Source organism: Rahnella sp. R3(2024) (assembly GCF_042920125.1).
In the GTDB taxonomy this organism is placed as follows: domain Bacteria; phylum Pseudomonadota; class Gammaproteobacteria; order Enterobacterales; family Enterobacteriaceae; genus Rahnella; species Rahnella rivi.
The window spans coordinates 180,657-205,866 of record NZ_JBHGBU010000001.1 but is presented as its reverse complement, the minus strand read 5'-3'; the positions used below and the strand labels follow the sequence as shown (position 1 = coordinate 205,866).

At 54.8% G+C, this 25,210-nt stretch carries 25 protein-coding genes; 8 read left to right on the top strand and 17 right to left on the bottom strand.

Features of this window, described 5'->3' with window-relative positions; all coding sequences use genetic code 11:
- Positions 1–142 precede the first annotated feature (142 nt).
- Positions 143–2,104, bottom strand: a complete 1,962-nt coding sequence (locus ABSH60_RS00845) for a glycoside hydrolase family 3 N-terminal domain-containing protein (protein ID WP_390972297.1) — start codon at positions 2,102–2,104, stop codon at positions 143–145.
- A 256-nt stretch (positions 2,105–2,360) separates the two neighbouring features.
- Between ABSH60_RS00845 and ABSH60_RS00840 the strand changes: the two genes are divergently transcribed.
- Complete coding sequence (locus tag ABSH60_RS00840) at positions 2,361–2,648, top strand: Bor family protein (protein WP_056769956.1); 288 nt, start codon at positions 2,361–2,363, stop codon at positions 2,646–2,648.
- A 60-nt stretch (positions 2,649–2,708) separates the two neighbouring features.
- Here the strand turns inward: ABSH60_RS00840 and ABSH60_RS00835 are convergent, their stop codons facing one another.
- Positions 2,709–3,227, bottom strand: coding sequence for a chromate transporter (locus ABSH60_RS00835; protein WP_390972295.1), 519 nt, complete (start codon positions 3,225–3,227; stop codon positions 2,709–2,711).
- Positions 3,227–3,811 carry a chromate transporter gene (locus ABSH60_RS00830; RefSeq protein ID WP_056769960.1) on the bottom strand — a complete coding sequence of 195 codons (585 nt, stop codon included), beginning with the start codon at positions 3,809–3,811 and terminating at the stop codon, positions 3,227–3,229. Before ABSH60_RS00830 ends, ABSH60_RS00835 begins: the two co-directional genes overlap by 1 nt.
- Positions 3,812–3,933: 122 nt before the next feature.
- On the opposite strand from ABSH60_RS00830, the gene ABSH60_RS00825 reads away from it, so the two are divergent.
- Positions 3,934–4,851 (top strand): LysR family transcriptional regulator, encoded by a 918-nt coding sequence (locus ABSH60_RS00825; RefSeq protein WP_183847324.1) that lies wholly within the window; start codon positions 3,934–3,936, stop codon positions 4,849–4,851.
- Here the strand turns inward: ABSH60_RS00825 and ABSH60_RS00820 are convergent.
- Positions 4,848–5,201 (bottom strand): helix-turn-helix transcriptional regulator, encoded by a 354-nt coding sequence (locus ABSH60_RS00820; protein ID WP_056769964.1) that lies wholly within the window; start codon positions 5,199–5,201, stop codon positions 4,848–4,850. The two genes, ABSH60_RS00825 and ABSH60_RS00820, sit on opposite strands and share 4 nt — an antisense overlap.
- Positions 5,202–5,503: 302 nt before the next feature.
- Here ABSH60_RS00820 and fusA point away from each other — a divergent pair, with 302 nt between their 5' ends.
- Positions 5,504–7,609 (top strand): elongation factor G, encoded by a 2,106-nt coding sequence (gene fusA, locus ABSH60_RS00815; protein WP_390972292.1) that lies wholly within the window; start codon positions 5,504–5,506, stop codon positions 7,607–7,609.
- 74 nt (positions 7,610–7,683) lie between these two features.
- Here the strand turns inward: fusA and wrbA are convergent, their stop codons facing one another.
- From wrbA to ABSH60_RS00775, 8 genes are all read right to left on the bottom strand, one after another.
- Positions 7,684–8,283, bottom strand: coding sequence for an NAD(P)H:quinone oxidoreductase (gene wrbA, locus ABSH60_RS00810; RefSeq protein WP_056769967.1), 600 nt, complete (start codon positions 8,281–8,283; stop codon positions 7,684–7,686).
- Positions 8,284–8,645: 362 nt separating this feature from the next.
- Positions 8,646–8,984, bottom strand: coding sequence for a DUF1493 family protein (locus ABSH60_RS00805; RefSeq protein ID WP_390972289.1), 339 nt, complete (start codon positions 8,982–8,984; stop codon positions 8,646–8,648).
- The gene (locus ABSH60_RS00800; RefSeq protein ID WP_390972287.1) at positions 8,978–9,418 is read right to left on the bottom strand and encodes an STM2901 family protein; all 441 of its coding nucleotides are present in this window, start codon (positions 9,416–9,418) and stop codon (positions 8,978–8,980) included. Before ABSH60_RS00800 ends, ABSH60_RS00805 begins: the two co-directional genes overlap by 7 nt.
- 6 nt (positions 9,419–9,424) lie before the next feature.
- On the bottom strand, positions 9,425–9,910 hold the full coding sequence (locus tag ABSH60_RS00795) for an Hcp family type VI secretion system effector (protein ID WP_122095093.1): 486 nt from the start codon (positions 9,908–9,910) through the stop codon (positions 9,425–9,427).
- 456 nt (positions 9,911–10,366) lie between these two features.
- Complete coding sequence (locus ABSH60_RS00790; protein ID WP_217203367.1) at positions 10,367–10,651, bottom strand: hypothetical protein; 285 nt, start codon at positions 10,649–10,651, stop codon at positions 10,367–10,369.
- 18 nt (positions 10,652–10,669) lie between these two features.
- Positions 10,670–10,912: a hypothetical protein gene (locus ABSH60_RS00785; RefSeq protein ID WP_056769976.1), complete on the bottom strand. Its 243-nt coding sequence runs from the start codon at positions 10,910–10,912 to the stop codon at positions 10,670–10,672.
- Entirely contained in the window at positions 10,909–11,325 is a 417-nt protein-coding gene (locus tag ABSH60_RS00780; RefSeq protein ID WP_390972284.1) for a hypothetical protein, read from the bottom strand. The genes ABSH60_RS00785 and ABSH60_RS00780 overlap by 4 nt, the downstream gene beginning before the upstream one ends.
- A gap of 58 nt (positions 11,326–11,383) precedes the next feature.
- Entirely contained in the window at positions 11,384–13,678 is a 2,295-nt protein-coding gene (locus ABSH60_RS00775; protein ID WP_390972282.1) for a YadA-like family protein, read from the bottom strand.
- Positions 13,679–14,143: 465 nt separating this feature from the next.
- On the opposite strand from ABSH60_RS00775, the gene ABSH60_RS00770 reads away from it, so the two are divergent.
- Complete coding sequence (locus ABSH60_RS00770) at positions 14,144–14,470, top strand: hypothetical protein (RefSeq protein WP_056769987.1); 327 nt, start codon at positions 14,144–14,146, stop codon at positions 14,468–14,470.
- 102 nt (positions 14,471–14,572) lie between these two features.
- Here the strand turns inward: ABSH60_RS00770 and ABSH60_RS00765 are convergent, their stop codons facing one another.
- A complete protein-coding gene (locus ABSH60_RS00765) occupies positions 14,573–14,878 on the bottom strand; it encodes an EthD family reductase (protein WP_056769988.1) in 306 nt (101 codons plus the stop codon).
- A gap of 138 nt (positions 14,879–15,016) precedes the next feature.
- Between ABSH60_RS00765 and ABSH60_RS00760 the strand changes: the two genes are divergently transcribed.
- A complete protein-coding gene (locus ABSH60_RS00760) occupies positions 15,017–16,363 on the top strand; it encodes a sodium:proton antiporter (RefSeq protein ID WP_122095100.1) in 1,347 nt (448 codons plus the stop codon).
- A 74-nt stretch (positions 16,364–16,437) separates the two neighbouring features.
- On the opposite strand, the gene znuB is transcribed toward ABSH60_RS00760, so the two are convergent.
- Positions 16,438–17,223, bottom strand: a complete 786-nt coding sequence (gene znuB / locus ABSH60_RS00755; protein WP_056769994.1) for a zinc ABC transporter permease subunit ZnuB — start codon at positions 17,221–17,223, stop codon at positions 16,438–16,440.
- Positions 17,220–17,978, bottom strand: a complete 759-nt coding sequence (znuC, locus tag ABSH60_RS00750; RefSeq protein WP_056769997.1) for a zinc ABC transporter ATP-binding protein ZnuC — start codon at positions 17,976–17,978, stop codon at positions 17,220–17,222. The genes znuB and znuC overlap by 4 nt, the downstream gene beginning before the upstream one ends.
- A gap of 95 nt (positions 17,979–18,073) precedes the next feature.
- Here znuC and znuA point away from each other — a divergent pair, with 95 nt between their 5' ends.
- The 3 genes from znuA to lpxM all read left to right on the top strand — a co-directional run bounded on the left by znuA (position 18,074) and on the right by lpxM (position 21,446).
- Positions 18,074–19,006, top strand: a complete 933-nt coding sequence (gene znuA, locus ABSH60_RS00745; RefSeq protein ID WP_056770000.1) for a zinc ABC transporter substrate-binding protein ZnuA — start codon at positions 18,074–18,076, stop codon at positions 19,004–19,006.
- Positions 19,007–19,025: 19 nt separating this feature from the next.
- A complete protein-coding gene (gene mepM / locus ABSH60_RS00740; RefSeq protein ID WP_122095104.1) occupies positions 19,026–20,360 on the top strand; it encodes a murein DD-endopeptidase MepM in 1,335 nt (444 codons plus the stop codon).
- 105 nt (positions 20,361–20,465) lie between these two features.
- A complete protein-coding gene (lpxM, locus tag ABSH60_RS00735) occupies positions 20,466–21,446 on the top strand; it encodes a lauroyl-Kdo(2)-lipid IV(A) myristoyltransferase (RefSeq protein ID WP_056770007.1) in 981 nt (326 codons plus the stop codon).
- A 73-nt stretch (positions 21,447–21,519) separates the two neighbouring features.
- On the opposite strand, the gene ABSH60_RS00730 is transcribed toward lpxM, so the two are convergent.
- Positions 21,520–22,737: an MdfA family multidrug efflux MFS transporter gene (locus ABSH60_RS00730; protein ID WP_390972277.1), complete on the bottom strand. Its 1,218-nt coding sequence runs from the start codon at positions 22,735–22,737 to the stop codon at positions 21,520–21,522.
- An 82-nt stretch (positions 22,738–22,819) separates the two neighbouring features.
- Positions 22,820–25,204, bottom strand: coding sequence for a GNAT family N-acetyltransferase (locus tag ABSH60_RS00725; RefSeq protein WP_390972275.1), 2,385 nt, complete (start codon positions 25,202–25,204; stop codon positions 22,820–22,822).
- Between the last annotated feature and the right edge of the window lie 6 nt (positions 25,205–25,210).

The window sequence follows — 25,210 nt, the reverse complement described above, 5'->3', positions numbered from 1 at the left end:
TTTTATGGTTTTGAGGCGAGTAATTCAGGGCAGGGAAGACGACGTAGTGGCCGGGCAGGTGGTGGGTAAATGGCAATGTGTCAGACAAACCCGCTGAAGCGTGCCCCGCCAAAAGACGGGACATTCTTAAGGGACAAGCAGGTTAACGCGCCAGCCCGAAGCCAATATCAAACAGCGGGTTTTCGCTGTCGTGCGGCATATCTGATTTCTGTCTGAGCACGGCATCCATGGAGGACGGCAGTTCGAACGGCAGTTTACCGGTATAGGCTTCGGTGCTGGTCAGGCGGGTAAACAGCACCGCATCGCTGACACCAAAGTTGCCGATTATGGCTTTCGCTTTGTCATTCACGTTGGTGAGAATGGCGGGGCGATCGAGATAAACGGTCACCACCGTCGGCACCGCATTGCTGGCTTTCACGATGGCCTGATAATCCGCATTGTCATCGGTATAGGCCAGTGAGCCTTCATGATGACGTTTGCCAAAGAACCAAGCTTTGTGCGGTTGTTCATACGGCGCATGAGCGCGGATCAGCGCAATATCTGCTTTTTCCGGCGTATCTACCACGGTGAAACCGGCAGCTTTTGCGGCCTGTGGTGCGATGCCGTACAGCCAGATTTTCTGGCCCTTCTTCAGCGGCAATGTGTCACCGGTGTTTTGCAGTAACACCAGAGAATGCCCTTGCGCTGAATCTGCTTCTTTCTGCCAGTCGGCACGACCCACGGTTTGCACGGCTTTTTGCACATCGACGTACGGATTTTCAAATAAGCCAGTGCGGAATTTCTGTTCAAGAATACGCACGACAGATTCATCAAGGCGCTGTTCTGTCAGTTGCTTTTCATTCACCGCGTTAACCAGCAGCTGTGAATCGGTCACGCCGCCAAACTGATCGACACCTGCCAGCACCGCTTTTACGAAACGCTGCTGCGGTGTCAGGGTTTCAACGCCCCAGGACATGCCGCCCGGCACTGGGTCTTTGCCTTGCGGCGAACCGTTCAGACATTCGCCTTCGCAATTACTGGTGATCAGCCAGTCGCTCAGCACCACGCCTTTAAAGCCGTATTGCCCGCGCAAAATATCGGTGAGCAACTGATGGCTGAACCCCGCACCGACCTGTTCCAGCGGTTTGCCTTCAAAGGAAACATCTTTCAGGATCGAATAAGTCGGCATGACGCTGGCGACATTGGCTTCAAATGCGCCGGTGAACGGATAAATATGCTCTTTCAGATTGTTGCCGGGAAAGACGGCATTTTTGCCATAGACGTTGTGGCTGTCGTAGCCGTTTTCCGCCGCGCCGTAGCCGACCCAGTGTTTCACTACCGAAATCACGCTGCCCTGATTCAGACCGTCGGCGCCGTTTTGCATCCCTTCCACGTAGCCGCGCACCATGTTGTGAACGCGGGTCGGATCTTCGCCAAAGGTGCCGCTGATGCGCGCCCAGCGCGGCTCGGTTGCCAGATCGGCCTGCGGCGAGAGCGCTTCACGAATACCGACGGCCAGATATTCCTGACGCACGATATCGGCATAGCGGCGGGTGACTTTCTCGTTGCCAATGGCCGCCAGCCCTAAGGTTTCCGGCCACTGGGTGAATTTGCCGGAAGAGGTGCTGGCGCCAATCAGATACTCAAAAGAATTACGCGGGTCGCTGCTGATGGTGACCGGAATACCGAGCCGCGTCTTTTCGGCAATCTGCTGTAATTTATTGTTCTCTTCCGCCATCACCGCCGGGTCTTCCGCTGACAGCCGGGTGATCAGGCTGTTCACCCTGGCACCGGAAATCATTTTCTCCGCTGCCGCCATATCATAATGCGTGCCTGCGCCGATCGGGCTGTTGGCCGTCGGTGCCGATCCGTGCATCATCACGCCGGCTTTTTCCTGCAGCGTCATGCGCTTTACCAGATCCGCAGCGCGTTCTTCAGGGGTCAGCCGCCAGTCTTCGTAAGGCTCCAGTTTCCCGGAACGATTAAGGTCTTTGAACGGCAAGCCGTCAACGGTCAGCAGGGTGACTTCACGCTGGCTGAACTCGGGCGGGGTATCGTTGGCGGAGGCGGCAGCAGTAGAAAGCAGAAGGGCAGAAATGGCAAGGCTCAGAGGTGTCGTTTTCATTATCATCCTTAACGATTGATATATATAGAAACTCAATAAATCATCAATACGCTATATCTTGGAAAGATGCTGAGATCGGGTTCGCAATTAAAAAACCACAATAAATGCACTGTTTTCAGTCTTTAGCCTAAATTTTTCCGTCAGTCTTCCGATAACACCCTTGAATCTGCTGATCCCGCCCGTTTTTTACAGGGCGCACCGGCAGACTGATATCGATACGTATTGACCATTAGGGTCTTCTATTAAAGGGATTGTCATGAAAAAGGTTATTCTTGCGGCGGCCGTTGCCGTTCTGTTATCCGGCTGTGCACAGCAAACTTTCAACATGGGTCAGGGTATTGCCACTGCGCCTAAGCAAGTGACCACACATCACTTCTTCGTCAGCGGTATTGGTCAGAAGAAATCCATCGATGCAGCGAAAGTCTGCGGTGGTGCGGATAAAGTGGTTCGCGTTGAAACCCAACAAACTTTCGTCAACGGCCTGCTGGGGTTGGTGACCTTTGGTATTTATACCCCGCGTGAAGCCCGCGTATTCTGTTCTTAATTCGCGCTGGTACACCCCATCAAGGCTGCCCTGTGGCAGCCTTTTTAATGGAAAGAACCGTTAACCCAATACCAGCCCCAGCAACGCACCGGCGGCCAGTACCCAGAGGGGGTGAATGCGTTTATTCATCGCCAGCAGGGTGCACACCACGATAATGCCGCCCATCAGGGCGTTGGTGGCGGAGGCTTCGGCGATCAGCAATCCGCTCGATACCACCAGCCCGACGGTGACCGGCACCAGTCCGCGCTGGATCACCTGCCGCCATGGCCGGTCTTTGTAGCGTTTCCAGCCGCCCATCACGATAAGCGTGACGATGGATGACGGGCCAAACTTCGCCAGAGATGACACCAGCAGCCCGGACCAACCCGCCACCTGCCAGCCGATCAGCGGTACGATCATCATATTCGGGCCGGGTGCTGCCTGCGCCAGGGCGAACAGGGCGCTAAACTCCTGCGCGCTCATCCAGTGATGCACATCGACCACTGCACGCTGCATTTCCGGCAAAATAGTGTTCCCGCCGCCGAAGGCCAGCAGGGAAAGTTCAGTGAACAACAGGGCCAGCGAAAATAAAACCGTCATCAGAATTTCCCTTTTGCGCAGATGAAGATACTGACCGGTGCCAGCACCAGCATGACCGGCAGCATCGGTATACGAAACAGGGCGATGGCCACTACGCCCGCCGCGACCAGCGCCAGTTGCAGCCATTTTCCGCGCAGCGGAGCCAGCATTTTTATGCCGGTTGAGAGCAGTAAACCCGCTGCCGCTGCCGCCATTCCGGCAAAGAGATGCTCCACCAGCGGTTCATTCTGATAGCGTGCGTAAATCAGGCCGAGCAGTACCACGCAAAGGGTCGGCGCCAGAATCAGCCCCAGAATGGCCGAGAGCGCACCGCGCAGGCCACGAAACTCCATCCCCAGCGCAACGGACAAATTGATGATATTGCCGCCCGGCAGAAACTGACACAGCCCGAGCAACTCGGTGAACTGATCGGCAGTCAGCCAGCGGCGTTTATCCACCAGCATGTGTCGTGCCATTGGCAGAACGCCGCCAAACCCGGTCAGCCCGAGGACGAAAAAGCCCATAAACAGTTGTCCGCAATCGGGTTGCGGTGCGGTGTGTTCTTCCAGATCGAGCATGATTTTTTCCTGTGAACAGTCGGCCATTGCTGCACTCTCCCTAAATGTAATTCAATGATGCCAAAGGCGTAAATTCTGTTGAGGATCATGCGCGCCGACGTGCCATGATGTCTAATGCCTATAATAGTGAATACCGATACCCGGAGAGTATGGCAATGATTGAGCTTAAACGTCTGAATGCCTTCGTGACCGTTGTCGAGGCCGGGAGCATTACCCGTGCCGCAGAATTGCTTTTTATCCAGCAACCCCCGCTGACCCGTCTGTTGCAGGGGCTGGAGCAGGATTTCGGCGTGGCCTTGTTACAGCGTTTGCCGCGCGGGGTGATCCCGACCGAGGCCGGTGAAGTGTTGCTAAACGAAGCCCGTGCCGTGCTGGCGCGGGCTGATCAGTTAAGCGCTGCGATGCAACGCGCGGCGCTGGGCGAACAGGGGCGCATCCGCATCGGGTTCACCAGCTCTGCTGCCCTGCATACCTTTGTGCCCGCACTGCTGCGCCGGTATCGCGAAATTTACCCGTCGGTCAGCACCCTGCTTGAGGAAAATGGCAGCGGTGAGCTGCTGGCGGGCGTGGTGGCCGGGCAGCTTGACGTCGCTTTTGTGCGCATGCGCGTAAAAGATATGCCGGAATTAGAGATGGAAAAAGTGCTGGAAGAACCGATGTGGGTGGCAGTTCCGGCGGGGCACCGGCTGGCCTCTCAGCCGGGCGACCAGCCTTTAAAACTGGAAGAACTGAGTAACGAGCCTTTTGTGCTGTACCGGCGGCGCGCCGGGCAGGGGCTGTACGATGCAATACTGGCGGCGTATGTCCGCGCCGGTTTCAGCCCGCACATTGTGCAGGAAGCGCCACGGCTGACGTCGTGTCTGAGTCTGGTGGGCGCTGGGCTGGGCATTTCGATTGTGCCCGCTTCGATGACCCGCCTCGGTGGCGACGGCGTGGTGTTTCTGCCTCTCGATGCCACCACAAAACTCAGCGCACCGCTCTATCTTGCCCGGCGGGAGGACAGCCACGGATCGTCTATCATTAATACGTTCTGTTCGCTGGTGAAATCACAACTGGCGGAAAATTAAAGGTGTTGCTCGGAGATATGTTTCTGGGTGGATTCCAGCGTAATGCCGTCGGATTCGATGGCGTTAAGCAGGGAATCGAGCAGGCCGGGGAAGCGGGCGTCCAGATCGTCGCGGCGCAGTGAAAGCAAGTTGGCGCGGCCATCCGGACGTTGCCAGATCACGCCGCTGTCACGCAATACGCGCCAGTGGTGAGTCAGGGTCGATTTCGACAGCCCCTGCAATAATGTTCCGCACGGATGTTCGCCGCCTTTTGCCAGCGTGCGCACCACGGCCAGACGTAACGGATTACCCAGCGCAGTCAGGACATTTTCGAGGCGGATCTGCTCGCGTTCGGGGTGATTGGCTATCATCGGACTATCCTCTTTACCCTTCATACTTCAGGTTGCAGATGCGTTTGCTGCCTTCCTGCAACCAGAATTATTTTGGCTAAAATTTTAAATTATCAGCGGCCGCGCAATATAGCCTATCCCTCAACTGCTGTACAACGTGACGGCCTGTGACCAATTTCATCGATAGACTAAATTAATTGTACGAATATACACGTACAATTGTAGTATACTCTCCGCATTAAGAAGTTTAGTACCCAATACTTTGTGACGGGACGTGAAAACCACTCCCCGCCAACTTAGCCATCAACCAGTAAGGACGTTATATGGCTCGCAAAACGCCAATCGAGCGCTACCGCAATATCGGTATCTCAGCACACATCGACGCAGGTAAAACCACCACCACCGAGCGTATTCTTTTCTATACCGGCATGAATCATAAGCTGGGAGAAGTGCATGACGGCGGTGCGACCACAGACTGGATGGCTCAGGAACAGGAGCGCGGCATCACCATTACCTCCGCCGCGGTGACCTGTTTCTGGCGCGGGATGGATCACTCGTTCGATGAGCATCGTATTAATATTATCGACACACCGGGGCACGTGGATTTCACCATTGAAGTGGAACGTTCCATGCGCGTTCTCGACGGCGCGGTGATGGTGTATGACGCCGTCGGCGGCGTGCAGCCTCAGTCTGAAACCGTGTGGCGTCAGGCGAATAAATACAAAGTGCCGCGCCTGGCCTTTGTGAACAAAATGGACCGTCAGGGTGCAGATTTCTTCCGCGTTCGCCAGATGATGGTGGACCGCCTGAAAGCCAACCCGATCCCGATCGTTATCCCGATCGGCAGCGAAGAGCATTTCACGGGCGTGGTGGATTTACGCAAAATGCGCGCCATTTTGTGGGATGACGAGACGCAGGGCATGACCTTCAGTTATGCACCAATCCCGGCGGAGTTACAGGCGCTGGCTGAAGAGTGGCGCGAGAAAATGGTGTCGGCAGCGGCAGAAGCCAATGACGCGCTGATGGATAAATATCTCGAAGAAGGCGCGCTCACCGAGGATGAGATCACCGAAGGTCTGCGCCTGCGTACCATCGCCGGTGAAATCCAGCCTATGCTGTGCGGCAGCGCGTTCAAGAATAAAGGCGTGCAGCGCATGCTCGACGCCGTGATCGAACTGATGCCTTCGCCGCTGGATATTCCGCCGATCGCGGGGACCGACGAAGATGGCAACGAGATATTCCGTCATTCCGATGACAGCGAGAAGTTCTCGGCGCTGGCGTTCAAACTGATGACTGACCCGTATGTCGGCCAGCTGACGTTTGTCCGGGTGTACTCAGGCGTGCTGAAAAAAGGCGACAGCGTATATAACCCGGTGCGCGGCAAAAAAGAGCGTATTGGCCGTATCGTGCAGATGCACGCCAATGACCGCATCGAGATCGACGAAATCCGTGCCGGTGATATTGCCGCCTGCGTGGGGCTGAAAGACGTGACAACCGGCGAAACGCTGTGCGACCCGTCTGACATTATTACGCTGGTGCGCATGGAGTTCCCGGATCCGGTGATCTCGCAGGCCATCGAGCCGAAAACCAAAGCCGATCAGGAGAGAATGGGCATTGCGCTTTCGCGGCTGGCGTCTGAAGACCCGTCGTTCCGCATTCGTACTGACGAAGAATCCGGGCAGACGATCATTTCCGGTATGGGTGAGTTGCATCTGGAGATCATCGTCGACCGTATGAAACGTGAGTTTGGCGTGGAAGCTAACATCGGTAAACCGCAGGTCACGTACCGCGAAACGGTGCGTAAAACGGTGAAAGATGTGGACGGCAAATTTGTGCGCCAGTCCGGTGGTAAAGGCCAGTACGGCCACGTGGTGTTCACGCTTGAACCTCTCCCGGCAGGCACCGGTTTTGAGTTTGTGGATGCGACCAAAGGCGGTGTTGTTCCGCGTGAATTTATTCCTGCCGTTGAGAAAGGGGTAACAGAAGCGCTGAATAACGGCATTCTGGCGGGGTATCCGGTCGTCGACGTGAAAGTCACGCTGACGTTCGGGTCGTACCACGAGGTCGATTCTTCGGAAATGGCGTTCAAAATGGCGGCGATCTTTGGTTTCAAGGAAGCGGCCAAACGTGCGGACCCGGTGATTCTCGAACCGATGATGAAAGTGGAAGTGGAAACGCCGGAAGAGTATGCCGGTGGCGTGATGGGGGATTTGTCGTCACGTCGCGGCACGGTGCAGGGCATGGAAGAGATCGCGGGCGGCGGCGGTAAAATTATCAAAGCCGAAGTGCCGTTGTCTGAAATGTTCGGTTATTCCACCGTTTTGCGGTCAATGTCGCAAGGCCGTGCAACCTACAGCATGGAGTTCAATCACTATGCCGAGGCACCGCGCAATGTCGCTGAAAACATCATTGCATCGCGTGGTAAATAAGCATTAAAACGTAAAAACTAAAAGGGTTCGGCAATGGATGCCGAACCCTTTTTTTTGGGGTTTTTTAAAAAAAATTAACCCACCAGTTTGCTGGTGATCGTGGCGACGTGTTTACCCTGATGCACGGCAATACGCAGCTCTTCGGCACTCGGCTGACGTGAGCCATCGCCACCGGCGATCGTGGTCGCGCCATAAGGCGTGCCGCCGCGAACCTGTGAAATATCGAACAATTCCGGGGTGGTGTAACCGATTGGCACGATGATCATGCCGTGATGGGCGAGGGTGGTCCAGGTCGACGTGATAGTCATTTCCTGACCGCCGCCGGTGCCGGTTGAGCTGAATACGCTGGCGACTTTGCCTGCCAGCGCGCCTTTGGCCCACAGGCCGCCGGTTTGATCAAGGAAGGTGCGCATCTGACCGGTCATGTTACCAAAGCGGGTTGGTGTGCCGAAAATGATGGCGTCGTAATCACCAAGTTCTGCCGGAGAAGCAACGTCTGCCGTTTGACCGGTTTTGCCACCCGCAGCCTTAAACGCTTCTTCGGGCATGGTTTCAGGGACGCGTTTTATCGTGACTTCAACACCGGGTACGCTGCGTGCACCTTCGGCAACGCTTTGCGCCATCGTTTCAATATGACCATACATGGAATGATAGAGAACCAGTACTTTTGCCATTGTTAACTCCTGTTGAGGTGATGTTGTTACCGGATGGGGTGCAGACTTCTGGCCGGCAATTCGGGCGAAAATCTCGCTTAAAAATCCCACGTTAACTCCTGCGCCAGACTCAGCGTTGTGATGAGCAAGAGAGTTCATGGTCCGCGCATAAGGCGTGACTTACAAACGCAATTTTTTGAACAGACTCTTCAATTAATTAGGGCATGCAGGTTTATTTATAGAGCCGCTTATTCCCGGTAAGGTATGAATGGGACATCACTGCCTGACTTAAAATTTAGCATCGCCACTTGCTCTGCAATGCTTTACGGCATGCAGGTGCCGTAAATGTTAAACACCATCCGGGCTCAGTTAGCGGGAAAATTTTAATCATAAAGCCATTTTCCAGCCCGTGCAGATTCTGCGAGCATTTTGAGTGTTAACGGCAGCGGTTCTTCGTAATCATCTCCGCATCTACATAGCGCAAAGATAGATGAGCCAGATGCTTCAACAGGCCAATATTTCACGAAATCAAACCCCTGAGGGTCAACTTTAAATTTCTCGAAATATTCTTTCATTATCTCGTCGCCTGTCTCACATGCCCATACATAGCGTCCGGTTGAAAGACTTGTATCAATGGTGACGGGCCAGCGTTTTTTTGAGAAGTAACCCGGTTTGTTAAACCGCTCATTGTACCAATCAATGATGTCCTCGTTGCTTACCATAGGCGGTCTTTCTCGTTGGCAATGGTGTTGTAGCGGTTAGTCGCCTTATAGGCAATGGTGGCTACGTCGTCGGCTAATATTACCCATCCGAGAATGGGGATCCATCTACCCGTGAATGCTCCAAGATTTGTTACATATGAGAACTTTAACTTTCGGATGCTCCCATTCGTGAGCGTGGGCCAATGCTTCACTTCAATATTGAGCCATTGACGCAAATGATAGCTCAGAGTAGATGTACCCGGAGTAGCTCCCAGTGGTTTCGCACGCGTCGCCTTCATGGGTTGTCCGAGAATGATCAGTGCAAGGTTCGCAAAATCAGCAATGCCAATTTGCTTGCCAGTTTCATCAAGAAAAACCCAGAAAAACAATTCTCCAGCGGATAAATTAGATAGCCCGCTGAAGTAATAACCACTGACTTGTTCGGTAGTATCCATATTCTGTTACCCCGTCACACGCTCATTCCATGCATCGCTGTATTGAATGTTCCCATCCAAATATTTCCATGTGATTTTCTGATAGCGTAACTGGATAGCCTCTTTATGGCCGACATTAACAACAGTTTTTGTATCGTGCATCATGGGGACAACGGAGACAATTTTTACGCCTTCCAGGAACATGTTGAAGTATTCAACTTCCTGCCCAGCATCACTAATCCGGTACCACTTCAATTCTGCTGATTCCAATGTCTGGCCCGTGGCGACGGCTTTGTATAAGTAGGGAGAGGAAGAGTCGAAATCTTTCTCCACCTGCATTGCACCGTGTAAGCGTGTGCCGGTTAATTTTCCGGTGCCATTATCAGTGGGGATACTTAGTGAGTGATTGAAAGAAGTGATTTCGATTGAATGCTCACGATCTTTGACGTCAACAGATCCCTTGATCAGTGCGCCGCCGTCATCTTTAAGCCATAGATAAGCAGGAATTGCCATTCTTTAAATCTCTATATAAAAAGTAAGGTTATGTTAAAGCAAGCAGAGAGGTATTCGCACGGTTAATTTGACTTAAGTTAGATCTGGCGTAGGTGCAGTGCCCCTAAGATAAACCGGGAGCAGCTTGTGTGCCGCTTTGAAGGGATTCAGATTCAGTAGGAGCGGGTGAATGAGCGAGCGGGCCTATGGGGCAAAACATATCCTCAAATTTCGCTAAAGTTCTTTGTTGGCGATTTTTGCTGATTCTAACCCACTTATGATAAGCAACGACGATGTCATCGTGTGTTACAACAATCCTTTCAACGGGTAGCTATGTGCGGGCAAGTGAAACGGGTGTTGAAATCTGGGATGAGTATCCCGGGAGATTCGGGGCAGATCGCGCTGGATTCTATAACGGTAAGATTGAAAACAGATTTCAGCGCGATTTTATGCCGCGCTCATCCTCCATACCTCAATTTAATACGTGTTTAAAATATCAGCCGTGCATTTTGCGCCGGTCACCTTTTCTATAAAGTGACACAGGCTCTTCGCTGCCTCGATTTTATCGTTATAAATCTTTGAGGTATGAATACCGGTCATGCTGGAGAAATGGTGAAAATGGTTGAGTTTAATTAAACGCAGCGTCAGTTCTTCCACTTCAACTCTTTTCAGCCGGTAAACATACCCTTTGTCTTTCAGTGTATGCAGAAACAAAACGCCGGTAGACGAACGCTCTTTTCTGGTCAGATCTATCACATGCATGGGAGCAAAACGTCCTTATTAATCCCTGCGGTCATTACCGCGCTGATCATTGTTCCAGCTGACTAACACGGACACTTCTTCAGGTTGCGCGCTGAACTTGCTCAGCGTCGCGGTGTGCCCGTTATTCATGATCACCGAGACGGCGACACCGGTGATCCCTTTGGAAAGCGGCGTCTCCTCCACGCGCTGAAGCATTTTCAGGCAGGTAAGCTGCTGTTCCGGCGACAGATGTTTAAACTGATCGGTATGATGTCTTTTCATGTTGTCGCCCGACCGTAAATCTGACCGTTGCGCATCAGAACCAGCTTGTGTGTGCGCTTGTAATAAATCGCTGTGAAAATACCTTTGCGATAGACCTGAGCATCCGCGTTATCTTCATCAAGATATGCTGCAGTCCCTTCGATATACCCTTGCTTATCGCCGGGAAAGATTTTGATATCTATTCCCTTAATCTTCGCGTGAATGACTTTTTTCGTCGCCTGGGCGTACTGACTGGCGGCATTTTCCATGGCCTGCTTCAGTGCCGCATTTTGTATACCGGTCTGGCGATTTTGCTCGGCGAGGTAACAGGTATCTTTTGAAATCCCCTGTGCCTGGCAGTTCGCCATTCTTGACGCCTGAGTGGAACAGCCTGCGAGCAACGTGATAGCTACAATGACAAAAATTTTTTTCATATCAGTCTGCCTTTTCCTGAAGTGAGGCCAGCCCTGTGGGGCTGGCTGTTTAATGAGTTTAGAAGTTCCAGCCAATACCTGCGGAAGCACCGACACCGTTATTTGTGTCGCCGGTTACCGCTAATTTAGTCACTGTTTTTGCGGTGATGTGGCCTGATACACCCACCGCAATGGCAGACTGATTACCATAAGTGCCCGCACCGGCACCGACCATGAAGTCAGAACCTGCTTCTACCTGTGGGATCCCGACAGCAGCGAGGGCTGACGCGGTGCCTGCATTAGCCTGATCTTTGTTGTCATCGACTTCAGATTTCAGGTCAGAGAACTTTTTATTGGTGTAATCATTTGCCTGGCTCAGCGTGTTGGCATCACCCACAGCCCGGCTGTGAGATTCAGCAAGGACCTCGGCGTGATCTTGTTCAGCGGCTGCGTTCAGCGCCGTGATTTGTTTATCGTAATAAGTTGAACGAACTTCTTGCTTAACCACCGGTTGCTGAGCCGGGGTTGAGGTGACTTCCTGAACTGTGGATGAGTTTGCAGCCCGTATTGGCGTTTTATCAACAGTTGACTGTTCGGTCAACGTTGGTGCGACGGCCAGTTTTTGCGGCGTAGCCTGCGGAGTTGCCTGCGGCGTCAGCTGCGCGGTCAGGGTTGGTGCGACGGCCAGTTTTTGCGGCGTAGCCTGCGGGGTTGCCTGCGGGGTTGCCTGCGGCGTCAGCTGCGCGGTCAGGGTTGGTGCGACGGCCAGTTTTTGCGGCGTAGCCTGTGGGGTTGCCTGCGGCGTCAGCTGCGCGTTCAGGGTCGGCGCGATGGCCATTTTTTGCGGCGTAGCCTGCGGGGTTGCCTGCGGCGTCAGCTGCGCGGTCAACGTTGGTGCAACAGGAAGTTTTTGCGGCGTGGCCTGCGGGGTTGCCTGCGGCGTCAGCTGCGCGGTCAGGGTCGGCGTGACGGCCAGTTTTTGCGGCGTAGCCTGCGGGGTTGCCTGCGGCGTCAGCTGCGCGGTCAGGGTTGGCGCGACGGCAAGTTTTTGCGGCGTAGCCTGTGGGGTTGCCTGCGGCGTCAGCTGCGCGGTCAGGGTTGGCGTGACGGCCAATTTTTGCGGCGTAGCCTGCGGAGTTGCCTGCGGCGTCAGCTGTGCGGTCAGGGTCGGCGCGACGGCCAGTTTTTGCGGCGTAGCCTGCGGGGTTGCCTGCGGCGTCAGCTGCGCGGTCAGGGTTGGCGTGACGGCCAGTTTTTGCGGCGTAGCCTGCGGGGTTGCCTGCGGCGTCAGCTGCGCGGTCAGGGTCGGCGCGACGGCCAATTTTTGCGGCGTAGCCTGCGGGGTTGCCTGCGGCGTCAGCTGCGCGATCAGGGTCGGCGCGACGGCCAATTTTTGCGGCGTGGCCTGCGGAGTTGCCTGCGGCGTCAGCTGTGCGGTCAGAGTTGGTGCGACGGCCAGTTTTTGCGGCGTAGCCTGCGGGGTTGCCTGCGGCGTCAGCTGCGCGGTCAGGGTCGGTGCAACGGGCAGTTTTTGCGGCGTGGCCTGCGGGGTTGCCTGCGGCGTCAGCTGCTTGGTCAGGGTCGGCGCGACGGCCAGTTTTTGCGGCGTAGCCTGCGGGGTTGCCTGCGGCGTCAGCTGCGCGGTCAGGGTCGGCGTGACGGGCAGTTTTTGCGGCGTGGCCTGCGGAGTTGCCTGCGGCGTCAGCTGCGCGGTCAGGGTCGGTGCGACGGCCAATTTTTGCGGCGTAGCCTGCGGGGTTGCCTGCGGCGTCAGCTGCGTGGTCAGGGTTGGTGCGACGGCCAGTTTTTGCGGCGTAGCCTGCGGGGTTGCCTGCGGCGTCAGCTGCGCGGTCAGGGTCGGCGTGACGGCCAATTTTTGCGGCGTGGCCTGCGGAGTTGCCTGCGGCGTCAGCTGTGCGGTCAGGGTCGGCGCGACGGCCAGTTTTTGCGGCGTGGCCTGCGGAGTTGCCTGCGGCGTCAGCTGCGCGGTCAGGGTCGGCGCGACGGCCATTTTTTGCGGCGTAGCCTGCGGCGTCAGCTGCGTGGTCAGGGTTGGTGCGACGGCCATTTTTTGCGGCGTGGCCTGTGGGGTTGCCTGCGGCGTCAGCTGTGCGGTCAGGGTCGGCGCGAGGGTCTGATTGTGAGGCGTGGCCTGCGGTTGTGCTGGCTGAATGATTTCCGGCGCTGACTGGTTTAATTTATCCCCAAGATCTAATAAGAGATTTTCATGGCCTTCGCTACGAAGCGCTTCCCGCACAGTGGCCTGTTCACTGGCGGTCATGTTTACCCACTTCGCTGTGAAATTTGAAAACCCCATATCGGTGTAGTCTTTCAACAAATCAGCATGTGCTGCAGAGGTCGCCGTCATCGTCATCACAACACCTGCCAGCACACGCCGGACTGTTGTTGCGGATACACCAAAATAGCGTGCCAATTCTGATTTATTACGGTTCCCCGCTGTGTAGGCAGCGATGATTTGAGTGTTGCGCTCTGTAACATGGGAATTCATAAGTTTTTTCCGACATTGAAATAAGTATCTGATAGCGACAAATAAGAAGCATTATCAGAACGCTCTTCTTGTCTCCCTGTGAAAATCATACATGCCGTGAATGTGACTTTCTTCACACATTCACCATGCATTTGACTTATGTCAAGAAACGTAAACTTATAGCGCTACATGAATATGTTTCATGTAGCGCGTGTATTTGTCGCTACTGGGCGCTTTTTGTTGTGTCTGAGGGGGTAAAAACTAGGATTTTTCGTAGCGATTAGCGACGGCATGAAATCTCTACGAGATTCCTGTACAATGCGCAGGGTTATAAGGACTGGAGATAAGTGAATGGCAGATAACGCAAAAGAATTCCTGGACTATGTCCAGCGGCTCGGAATAGATCAGCCCGCGTTGTGTATTCTGCTTGGACTGCCACGCAGCACCCTGAATAAGTGGATTAACGGTACTGTTACCCAAATCCCACAGGTGGCCGTGACGGCAGTGAGAATGCTTTGGTTTATGCGCGAGAGTGATGAAGTGCTGTTTGAGAAGTGGGCAATGGTGCAGGATTTTGGTGTGACAGCGGATTACGCGGCCAATGATAAAGCACAGATGTTTTTGCATACCATCAGGCGGGAACCGAGTGCGCCGATTAAAAAATTACTCACGAAATAGATGTTGAATCTGACTTCACGACGTTGTCAGAGACACACATTAAATCAGGCGATTAACCCGTTCAGGGCCACGGAGTAATCGCCTTTTTTATCGTCCGATGTGTTAAACCACCACGTCGAAGATCATCTTAACCGGTTCGATATTGGTGAAGTTGGCCACATCCGCCACAAACTCCTCAGCGTGATCCTTCATACCTTTCTCAAAATCTTCCATAGAGCGGCAGTAAATGTGGCAGGCCGCGATAAATGGCGTATCTGCCGGAGCACCATCCTGGATCTTGTCGATGGCATAGGAGTGGCAATACGCGCCCATCTTTTCTTTGATCAGCGGTAAATGCACATTGCGGTAGTACTCATGATCAAAGGTTCCGTTTTTGACATTTGGGTATAGCACACTGTATTTAATCATTTTTTATGAACCTTTTTGCAGTAATGAAAAACATATTTTAGCGTACACCCGCCGATCCCGCCGCGCCTTTTGTGCCCGGCGTCACACCCCGGCTGACGATGTACTACGCTTAAAAGATCTTAATTTCAGGGAGCTTACATGGGTTTTTTAGAATGGACTGCGGCGGTAGGCGGACTGCTGCTGGTTATGTCACTGGCATCAGGCTGGATTTCGCGTGCGCCTGTGACCACCTTTGGGGTGTATCTGGCAGCAGGCATCATCTGCGGCCCCTGGGTATTGGACTTATTACACGTTGACCTGGTGGAATACTCGACGCTCACCGCACGCTTTACCGAAATCGCCATGGCGGCTTCGCTGTTTATTACCGGCCTGAAATTGCGTTTGCCGTTCCGCTCGCAGAGCTGGCGCGTCGGTGTGCTGCTGGCATTTCCGGCGATGTTGCTGACGGTGCTGAGTGTTACCGCGCTGGCCCACTATCTGGCAGGGATTTCCTGGCCGCTGGCTCTGGCGCTGGGGGCGATCATTGCGCCGACCGATCCGGTGCTGGCGAGCATGATTGCGGTGAATGATGCCAATGACGACGACGGATTGCGCGTGGCGCTGTCCAGCGAAGCGGGGATGAACGACGGTTCTGCGTTACCCATTCTGATGCTGGCGCTGATGCTGTTTACCGCGCAAGACGGCCTGTCATCGGCGGCACTGTGGGACTGGGCCTGGCGGGATGTGGTCTGGGCACTGATGGGCGGGCTGGCGATTGGTTACGCGATGGGACGGCTGGTCGGGTTGAGTGCGACGCGTTTCCACAGCCGTCAGCGTTCGGTGGCGCCGAGTGACTTTCTGGCGCTCGCGTTGATCGCACTGAGTTATGCCGTCGCGCAAAGTGTCGATGCCTCTGGTTTTCTGGCAGCGTTTGCGGCAGGCGTCGGGTTACGCAGTGCGGAGTTACGTGTCTGGACGCTTAATCCGCCGGAAGATCTCACCGAAGGCACGCGCCCGCCGCCGGCAGAAGGGCTGGTCAATCCGCATCAGCGGCATTCCATGTCAGCGGAACGGCCTGCCAATTCTATCGGTCTGATGGTCGGAGACGCGCTCTCGTTTGGTGACACCATTGAAAGATTGTTTGCAGCCGGGATTGTCACGGTGCTGGGCATCACGCTTGCTGAACACTGGGAACCGATGGGGCTTGTCTTCGCAGCACTGCTGTTTATCGTCATTCGTCCGCTGTCGGTGTACATCACGACTCTCGGCGTGCGCGTGCCGCGCGGGCGGCGGCTGATGATCGGCTGGTTTGGCATTCGCGGGATAGGCAGCATGAACTACATTGCTTACGCTTATACCCACGGGCTGAAGGGCGCAGAAGCCAGTTACATGACCAATATCGCGTTCACGGTCATTGTCGCCAGCGTGGTGATCCACGGCTTAACGGTTTCGCCGGTGATGCACTGGCGGCAGGCGAGGCGGGAGGCCGCGCAGGAACAGGAGTGATCGCCGCAGAAATACTTGCGGGATAAATAAAAACGGACGCTCAGTGGCGTCCGTTTTTATTTTACCGGCCTGACTCAGGCTGTCTGCTTTTTGCCGAGACTGAACATGAACAGCACGGCTGCTGAAAGCACCACCGAAGGACCGGCCGGCGTATCGTAAAAAGCCGAAAGTGCCAGACCGGCCGTTACCGCCACAATCCCGATAGCCACCGCCACTGACGCCATCTGTTCCGGCGTTTTGGCAAAGCGGCGGGCCGTGGCGGCGGGGATGATCAGCAGGGAGGTGATGATTAGCGCACCGACGAATTTCATCGCCAGGCCTATCGTCAGCGCCGTCACCAGCATCAGAATCACCCGCGAGCGTTGCAGATTGACGCCATCGACGTGCGCCAGTTCCGGGCTGATGGTCATCGACAGTAACGAGCGCCATTGCCAGCACAGCACGGCGATCACCACCGCCACACCGCAGCCGATCATCCAGATATCGCTGTAAGTGACGGACAGCAAATCCCCGAAAAGATACGCCATCAGATCCACGCGAACGCCGGACATCAGGCTGACAACCACCAGACCGAGTGACAACGCGCTGTGCGCCATAATGCCGAGCAGGGTATCCACCGCCAGGTGCGGTTTACGTTCGAGCACAACCAGCACCAGCGCCAGCAGTAAGGTCACGGCAATCACGGTGTAAAACGGATTGATATTGAGCAGCAGGCCAAACGCCACGCCGAGTAAAGACGCATGCGCCAGCGTGTCGCCAAAATAGGACATCCTGCGCCAGACCACGAAAGAGCCCAGCGGACCGGCGGCAATCGCCAGCAACACACCCGCCAGCCAGCCGGGTAATAATAGAGCGATCATGCGTCACGACCTCCGCTGTTGCGCAAAATGACTTTTCCCTTCAAATCGTGACGATGGTTGTGATTATGGCGGTAAATCGCCAGTTGTTCCGCACCGCGGTTACCGAACATGGCGATAAATTCAGGGTGTGTGGACACCACTTCCGGGGAGCCGGAGCAGCAAATGTGCTGATTGAGGCACAGCACTTCGTCCGTTTTCGCCATCACCAGATGCAGATCATGCGACACCATCAGCACGGCGCAACCCAGCTCGCAGCGCAGGCTGTCGATCAGGTTATAAAGCGCCAGCTGACCGTTGACGTCAACGCCCTGAGTCGGCTCATCCAGCACCAGCAACTGCGGGCTGTTCATTAATGCCCGCGCCAGTAATACACGCTGATTCTCACCGCCGGACAGTTTTTGCATCGGCTGTTCCAGCAGGTGCGCCGCCTGAACGCGTTTCAGTGCAGGCAAAATGTCGGCTTTTTTAACGCCGGGCTTCAGACGCATAAAGCGGCTGACGGTGAGCGGCATGGTGGGATCAAGGTGAATTTTTTGCGGAACGTAACCGATGCGCAGGTTGGGTTCGCAGGTCATGGTGCCCTCGGTTGGCGCAATCAGGCCAAGCACGACGCGCACTAACGTCGATTTCCCTGCGCCGTTCGGGCCAAGGAGGGTGAGGATTTTTCCCGGTTGTAACGCCAGCGAGATGTTAGACAGCACGCGGCGGGAACCGAAAGTGACCGAAATATTTTTAAGCGTTGCTAATGTGGGCATGTCATTGGGTCTTGCAGAACAAATCGGATGTTATAATATTGCGTTTCGCGAAAAATAACCAGTTTTCCCCCAACATGAAGATGAGTTCACCCCGCATGATACAGAAAAAAAGCGTTAAACGGATGTTCCTGGCTGCCGCAATCCTCAGTTCCACCGCGGCTTTCAGCGCGCAGGCCGCCGTTCTGGCGTCTGTTCGTCCACTGGGTTTTATCGCTTCAGCCATTGCGGAAGGTGTGACGCCAACGGAAGTGCTGCTGCCGGATGGCGCATCGCCACACGATTTTGCGCTGCGTCCTTCTGACATTCAGCGCATTCGCAGTGCGGATCTGGTGGTGTGGGTCGGGCCGGAAATGGAAGCTTTTATGACCAAGCCTGCCGCGCAGTTATCGGCGAACCGCCAGGTCGAAATTGCCACGCTGGCGGCGGTAAAACCGTTGCTGATGAAAGGCACGGATGATGACGAACATGACCACGATCACGGCACCGGGCATGACGATGAAGAGCATCATCACGGTGAATACAACATGCACGTCTGGCTGTCTCCGGAGATAGCTCGCGAGACGGCGATTGTGATCCATAACAAACTTCTCGAACTCATGCCGCAGAAAAAGCAACAATTAGATGCAAACTTGTCACGTTTTGAGGAAAGCCTGACAAAAACTGACAAAAATATTGGTACTATGCTGCAGCCTGTGCAGGGTAAGGGATATTTTGTTTTTCACGATGCTTATGGCTACTTTGAAAAACACTTCGGCCTTTCGCCACTTGGTCACTTTACGATCAATCCCGAAATTCAACCCGGCGCACAGCGTTTACATCTCATTCGAACTCAGTTGGTTGAGCAAAAAGCGACATGCGTTTTTGCTGAGCCACAATTCAGGCCAGCCGTCATATCGGCTGTTGCCCAGGGGACAACAGTGCGTATGGGCACATTGGATCCGCTGGGGAGCGGCGTTGCATTGGGTGCGGACAGCTACGTGAACTTCCTGTCACAGCTGACGAACCAATACCTGAGCTGCCTGAAGTAAGCTAAAAGGACAGAATTAAGTGCAGCTGATCGCCCGATCTATCGCTATGGCGTATAGCAACCTTCCCCGGCCCCACCGCATCATGCTGGGGTCGCTTACCGTTGTCACACTGGCCGTTGCCGTCTGGAGGCCGTTAGCCTATCACCCGGATAACGACCTCTCAGATACCCGACCTATTGTTAAAAGTATCGCTCTCGACCACGAACAGTTGCGTTCGCTGCTTCCCGAAGCCAGTGAGCCTATCGATCAAACTTCACCCGCTGACGATGACATCCCGCAGGATGATCTCGACGATAAAATCGTCAACGAAGCGGGCGTGCATGAATATGTGGTGTCCACCGGTGATACCCTCAGCAGCATCCTGAATCAGTACGGCATTGATATGTCCGAGATCGCGGCATTATCCGACGCCAACCGGGATTTGCGTAACCTGAAAATTGGTCAGCAAATCTCCTGGACCCTCAATGATGCAGGCGACTTACAGCGCCTGACGTGGGAGAAATCCCGCCGCGAAACCTACACCTTTGACCGCACCGGTAACGGCTTTAAATCTTCCCTCGAAACCCTGCAGGGCGACTGGAAAGACAGCGTCATCAAGGGGCGGCTGAACGGCAGTTTTGTCACCAGCGCCAAAGCCGCAGGGCTGAGCAGTTCTGAAGTCAGCGCCGTGATTAAAGCCCTGCAATGGCAGCTCGATTTCCGTAAATTACAGAAAGGTGATGATTTCGCCGTTCTGATGTCTCACGAAGTGCTGAACGGTAAAAATGAACAGAGCCAGCTGCAGGCGGTTCATATGCGCACCGGCGGTAAAGATTATTACGCGGTGCGTGCGGAAGACGGTAAGTTCTACGATCGTACCGGCAGCGGCCTGGCAAAAGGCTTCCTGCGTTTCCCAACCGGTAAGCAATATCGTGTGTCATCTAACTTCAATCCGCGCCGTCTGAATCCGGTGACTGGCCGTGTGGCACCGCACCGTGGCGTCGATTTCGCCGTGCCGGTGGGAACGCCGGTGCTGGCCGTCGGTGATGGCGAAGTGGTTGTGGCTAAAAATGGCGGGGCGGCCGGTAACTATGTGGCGATCCGCCATGGCCGTCAGTACATGACCCGTTACATGCATCTGCGTAAGTTGCTGGTCAAACCGGGCCAGAAAGTGAAACGTGGCGATCGCATTGCGCTTTCAGGTAACACCGGACGTTCTACCGGTCCGCACTTGCATTTTGAAATGTGGATCAACCAGCTGGCTGTCAATCCCCTGACCGCCAAACTGCCTCGTACCGAAGGGCTGACCGGCAAAGATCGCAGTACCTATCTGGCCACCGTTCGCGAAGTCGTGCCGCAACTCAAGCTGGACTGATTATTCAGGATCCTGCCCCGTGCTACATGCTGACGTGCAGTGATTTATTGCAAAATAAATCACTGCACTTATCATTAAGCCAGAATTTGTCATAAGAGCCTGAGTATGCAGCCAGAAAAAGAAAAACGAACGCCTGTTGAATTTATTCCACAATTCCAGAAAGCCTTTTACCATCCGCGTTACTGGGGCGTCTGGCTGGGCGTCGGTGCGATGGCCGGTATGGCATATGTGCCAGCCAAAATACGTGATCCGATTTTAGGCAGTCTTGGCCGCCTGGCCGGGAAATTCGCCAAAGGTGCGCGCCGCCGTGCGCAAATCAACCTGTTGTACTGCCTGCCAGACACACCGGAAGCTGAGCGTGAACACATCATTGATGAAATGTTTGCCGCCGCACCGCAGTCGATGGTGATGATGGCTGAGCTGGCGCTGCGTGACCCGAAAAAAATCATGGATCGCGTTCACTGGCACGGTAAAGAAATCATCGACCAGATGCAGGCCGAGGGCAAAAACGTGATTTTCCTGGTGCCCCATGGCTGGGCCGTGGATATCCCGGCGATGCTGATGGCGGCAAGTGGTCAGCCGATGGCGGCCATGTTCCACAATCAAAAAAATCCGCTGACCGACTATTTATGGAATACCGTGCGCCGTCGTTTTGGCGGCAGAATGCACGCCCGCAACGACGGCATCAAACCTTTCATCAGTTCAGTGCGACAGGGATACTGGGGCTACTATCTGCCCGATCAGGATCACGGTGCGGAGCACAGCGAGTTTGTCGATTTCTTTGCGACCTATAAAGCCACGTTGCCCGCCGTCGGCCGGCTGATGAAAGTGTGTCGCGCGGCTATCGTGCCGCTGTTCCCGGTGTATAACGGCCACGAGCAACGGCTCGATATCTTTGTGCGCCCGCCGATGGACGATCTGGCCACCGCCGATGACGTCACCATTGCGCGCCGGATGAATGAAGAAGTGGAATTGCTGGTGGGGCCGAATCCTGAGCAATACACCTGGATCCTCAAACTGCTAAAAACCCGTAAACCGGGCGAGCCGGAACCTTATTCCCGCAAAGAGCTTTTCCCGAAAAAATAACGGTGAAAGAAAAATAAAAAGGCTGAGTGTCAAACCTCAGCCTTTTGCTTTTTAGGCAATCCTGGTGCGCGGGTCAGCTTTTTTGCGTTTTCGACAAAAACGCAGCAATCAGCACCGCTCCGGCCAGACCGGCAACCAAACCCGCCAGCATAAAGATGCCGCTACCCTGGGCGAAATAGAGTTTTTTCGCCACTTCGATACCTGCAGCAAACACCACAATGGTGATAAGCCCGAGTGCCGCCGCCACGGTGCCTTTTCCGGTCGGGCTGGAAAACAGTGTCAGTCGGTAAAGTCCGGCATTCACCAGCCCGGTACCCAGTGCATACAGGCCAAGCCCGGCGATAATCCATTGCCACGCGTGGGCCATGAACAGGGCTGCACCGGCGGCGATCGCCAGCCCCAGCGTTATCGGGATCAGGCCGAGCCAGATGGGGGTACGGATGTTAACGTTGCCGCTGAGTTTGCTCAGTGCGATATTGCCAATGATGAGTCCGGTGAACACCGGCACCTGCAACCCGCCGTATTGCAGCGGCGTCATTCCGGCATCCTGAATCAGCCACACCGGCGACTGCGCGACCCATGCCAGCAGCGGCAGGGTGATAAGCCCGATGGACAGCGACCCGAGGATCACGCCTTTATTACTCAGCACTTCGCGATAATCAGCCAGCAGGCGGCGCATTGAAAAGCGGCCATCACGGCCCGTCGCTGTTTCAGGCATACTGCGCCACAACCCCCAAAATGAGAGTGCCGACACCAGCGAGAACAGGGCAAACATCATTTTCCAGGGCGCATAGTGGATGAACGCCGCACCGGCCAGCGGCCCGAGCAGCGGGGCGATAAGCGTGATATTTGCCATCAGTGCCATCAGTTTTACGCTCAGCGTTTCATCAAACGCTTCCTGAATTGCGGCATACCCCACGGCGCCGATAAAGCACAGACTCATCCCCTGCAAAAATCGCATCAGAATGAACTGTTCGATACTTTGCGTGAAGACAGTCAGAAAACAGGTCAGGGTGAAAAAGGCCACGCCGGTGAGCAATACCGGCCTGCGGCCAAGCCGGTCTGAAAGCGGGCCGAGCAGCCATTGCAGTAAAATGCCGCCGCACAGGTAGGCGGTCAGTGACGTGGACACCCAGTCGGCACTGGCGCTGAAATCGCTGATCACCTGCAACATGCCCGGCTGGATCATATCGTGGGCGATGTAGGTGGCGAATTCGAACAGCACCAGTGACAGCGGGAAGAGCCAGCGGCGAACATTCAGCCCTGAGGCAGGGTCGGAAACGGACGACATAACAATCATTCTCCACTACGTAAAATCAGAAAAGCGCGGCCCTCTCAGGCCGCGCTAAAAAACGCACCAAATAAATCTGTGTTTAGTATTTGTTGGCGTAGGCTGCGATCGGGTTCTCCAGCGTACCGGCGAATTTCAGGTTTTGTGCCGGATCGGACAGGTTGATCATCTGCTGATTATTCGCCAGTTGCAGACGGTTCAGGCAGGAGTGGGTGAACTCCGGACCGAACATGTCATAGCGGGCAAATTTTTCGGCCAGTTCGGGATACTGAATCTGATAATCGCGCACCACTTCCGCCACCACCTGCCAGAATTGTCCGGCAGGATAGTCACCATGCTCTTCCAGAATACGGGCGATAAAGCGGAATACCCCGGCGAAAACGTCAGTGAAAATTGACAGGATTTTCAGCTCTTCCGGGACATCCACTGCCAGACGTTTGGCTTTTTCCGGCAGACTGGCATGCGGGTTCATCACAGCGATTTCTTCGGCAATATCCTTCATGAACGCATTCACCGGGATGTTGTTTTCAAAACGCAGGATCAGGTTTTCGCCGTGCGGCATAAACACTAAATCATACTGGTAGAAGCAGTGCAGCAGCGGGCTGAGATACGCATGCATGTAGCGCTTGAGCCAGTCGCTGGTGCCCAGACCGGAGGATTTAATCATCTCAACAATCAGCGCATCGCCATGTTTATCGGTATGCAGCAACGCGGCCATGGTCATCAGGCGCTGATTAGGTTGCAACTGCGCCACCGGGTTTTCACGCCACAAGGCCGCAAACATTTTCTTGTAGGCGCTGTCTCCTTTGATGGCCTCTTCGAAGTAATGGTTGTGATAACCGAGGGACGCCACTTCCTGTAAAATTTTGAAGCCGGTGGACTGCAAATACGTATCGTTTTCCACCAGTTCCGCCAGCCATTCATTAATGCCCGGTGTGGTCGCCATGTAATAAGGCGAAAGCCCGCGCATAAAGCCCATGTTCAGAATGGACAGCGCCGTTTTCACATAACGGTGACGCGGCTGGCTGGCGTTGAAGAAAGTGCGGATCGACTGCTGTGCCAGATACTGATCTTCACCTTCGCCGAGGAAAATCAGGAACTGACGGGCGATGTCCGGGGCGAAAACGGTGAGTAATTTATTCTGCCACTGCCACGGGTGCACCGGCATGAAGTAGTAGTTTTTCGGATCGACGCCGATATCCACCAGCTTTTGCGTGAACGCACAAATTTGCGCGTCGCCCAGCTCTTCGGCGATCAGTTTTTCGTACGGCAAATTCTCCGTACTGGCGAAATGCGCTTTGTCGTGATGTACCGCCACCCACACTAATTTCAGCGGATTCGCGGCCTCCGGGGCATAACGCACATAATCACCGGCATCAAAACCGATGCGGCCATTGTTGGCAATAAAGCTCGGATGACCTTCCGTCATACTGGTTTCCACGGTCTGGAAATCGGCTTCTGTCAGTTGTCTGGCGGTGGTGTGATTGTTCGCCAGTTTGTAGGCGCTGCTGTAAAGCGTGCTGCTGATTTCTTCCATATAGGTCGGCAGCATGGCCTGCGAAATGCCAATCTGTTCGGCAAATTCAATGATGAATTTCAGGGCATCAAGCGGCTGCGCGGTGAAGTTGTCCAGACGCTGAATGCTGTCGAGATCGATCATCCAGTCGTTGAGAGGCAACTGGCGTGCGCGGAATCGGTATTCCACCTCAGACGCCGGAACCGCCAGCCGGTAAGCGGTCCAGACGCCGTCGGACTGCAATGCTTCAGGGGCGAGCAGGCGTTCGTGGGTCAGCTCGGACAGGCATTTACGCAACAGCAGGGCGTTAGCCCTGGACCAGATCTCAGGTTGCAGGTGCTGGCCGGATTGCAAGTGATCAGATGTCATGTGGGTGTTTTCCTTCTGGCTGGCCTGCAAAAAATCTTCACGCTGGCAAAATGCCAGCCAGGCCGTTTTGTGTGTCAGTTGAACCTGTTTCTGATAACGGAAACCGGCACGTTTATTCAGGGTGTGGATCTTCTCGTTGCGCACGTCTGGCTCGACCACCACGCGTCTGACGTCGGGCAGGCTGAACAGGTATTCCATTACCGCGGAAAACACCTGCCAGCTGAAACCGGGCAGCGGTTTTTCTGCCGGTGAAAGCAAAATGTGCATGCCGATGTCGCCCGGCTGGACGTCATAATGTTCACTCAGCGGATCATCCTGCACCGGATAGCATTCGATTAAAAAGCGCGGCTGGCCGTCAATCTCGCCCATCAGCGCCGCATGGGGTTTTCCGGCGGTCAGATCACGGTAAAACGCCTCAACTTCCTCGACGCTGCTGTTCTGCATTCCCCAGAAATGGGCGTAGGGACGGGTCATCCATCCGTGCAACACCGGGGCGTCCTGCGCCAGATTCAGCGGGCGCAGGGTCAGCAATCCGGCGTCACGCGGGCAGGAAAATAGGCTGGCTGGGGTAGTATCAAACATGTCCTG

Coding starts and splice junctions, on each gene's coding strand:
- ABSH60_RS00845 (WP_390972297.1), bottom strand. CDS start 2,104: ATGAAAACGACACCTCTGAGCCTTGCCATTTCTGCCCTTCTGCTTTCT.
- ABSH60_RS00840 (WP_056769956.1), top strand. CDS start 2,361: ATGAAAAAGGTTATTCTTGCGGCGGCCGTTGCCGTTCTGTTATCCGGC.
- ABSH60_RS00835 (WP_390972295.1), bottom strand. CDS start 3,227: ATGACGGTTTTATTTTCGCTGGCCCTGTTGTTCACTGAACTTTCCCTG.
- ABSH60_RS00830 (WP_056769960.1), bottom strand. CDS start 3,811: ATGGCCGACTGTTCACAGGAAAAAATCATGCTCGATCTGGAAGAACAC.
- ABSH60_RS00825 (WP_183847324.1), top strand. CDS start 3,934: ATGGCAATGATTGAGCTTAAACGTCTGAATGCCTTCGTGACCGTTGTC.
- ABSH60_RS00820 (WP_056769964.1), bottom strand. CDS start 5,201: ATGATAGCCAATCACCCCGAACGCGAGCAGATCCGCCTCGAAAATGTC.
- fusA (WP_390972292.1), top strand. CDS start 5,504: ATGGCTCGCAAAACGCCAATCGAGCGCTACCGCAATATCGGTATCTCA.
- wrbA (WP_056769967.1), bottom strand. CDS start 8,283: ATGGCAAAAGTACTGGTTCTCTATCATTCCATGTATGGTCATATTGAA.
- ABSH60_RS00805 (WP_390972289.1), bottom strand. CDS start 8,984: ATGGTAAGCAACGAGGACATCATTGATTGGTACAATGAGCGGTTTAAC.
- ABSH60_RS00800 (WP_390972287.1), bottom strand. CDS start 9,418: ATGGATACTACCGAACAAGTCAGTGGTTATTACTTCAGCGGGCTATCT.
- ABSH60_RS00795 (WP_122095093.1), bottom strand. CDS start 9,910: ATGGCAATTCCTGCTTATCTATGGCTTAAAGATGACGGCGGCGCACTG.
- ABSH60_RS00790 (WP_217203367.1), bottom strand. CDS start 10,651: ATGCATGTGATAGATCTGACCAGAAAAGAGCGTTCGTCTACCGGCGTT.
- ABSH60_RS00785 (WP_056769976.1), bottom strand. CDS start 10,912: ATGAAAAGACATCATACCGATCAGTTTAAACATCTGTCGCCGGAACAG.
- ABSH60_RS00780 (WP_390972284.1), bottom strand. CDS start 11,325: ATGAAAAAAATTTTTGTCATTGTAGCTATCACGTTGCTCGCAGGCTGT.
- ABSH60_RS00775 (WP_390972282.1), bottom strand. CDS start 13,678: ATGACGATGACGGCGACCTCTGCAGCACATGCTGATTTGTTGAAAGAC.
- ABSH60_RS00770 (WP_056769987.1), top strand. CDS start 14,144: ATGGCAGATAACGCAAAAGAATTCCTGGACTATGTCCAGCGGCTCGGA.
- ABSH60_RS00765 (WP_056769988.1), bottom strand. CDS start 14,878: ATGATTAAATACAGTGTGCTATACCCAAATGTCAAAAACGGAACCTTT.
- ABSH60_RS00760 (WP_122095100.1), top strand. CDS start 15,017: ATGGGTTTTTTAGAATGGACTGCGGCGGTAGGCGGACTGCTGCTGGTT.
- znuB (WP_056769994.1), bottom strand. CDS start 17,223: ATGATCGCTCTATTATTACCCGGCTGGCTGGCGGGTGTGTTGCTGGCG.
- znuC (WP_056769997.1), bottom strand. CDS start 17,978: ATGCCCACATTAGCAACGCTTAAAAATATTTCGGTCACTTTCGGTTCC.
- znuA (WP_056770000.1), top strand. CDS start 18,074: ATGATACAGAAAAAAAGCGTTAAACGGATGTTCCTGGCTGCCGCAATC.
- lpxM (WP_056770007.1), top strand. CDS start 20,466: ATGCAGCCAGAAAAAGAAAAACGAACGCCTGTTGAATTTATTCCACAA.
- ABSH60_RS00730 (WP_390972277.1), bottom strand. CDS start 22,737: ATGTCGTCCGTTTCCGACCCTGCCTCAGGGCTGAATGTTCGCCGCTGG.
- ABSH60_RS00725 (WP_390972275.1), bottom strand. CDS start 25,204: ATGTTTGATACTACCCCAGCCAGCCTATTTTCCTGCCCGCGTGACGCC.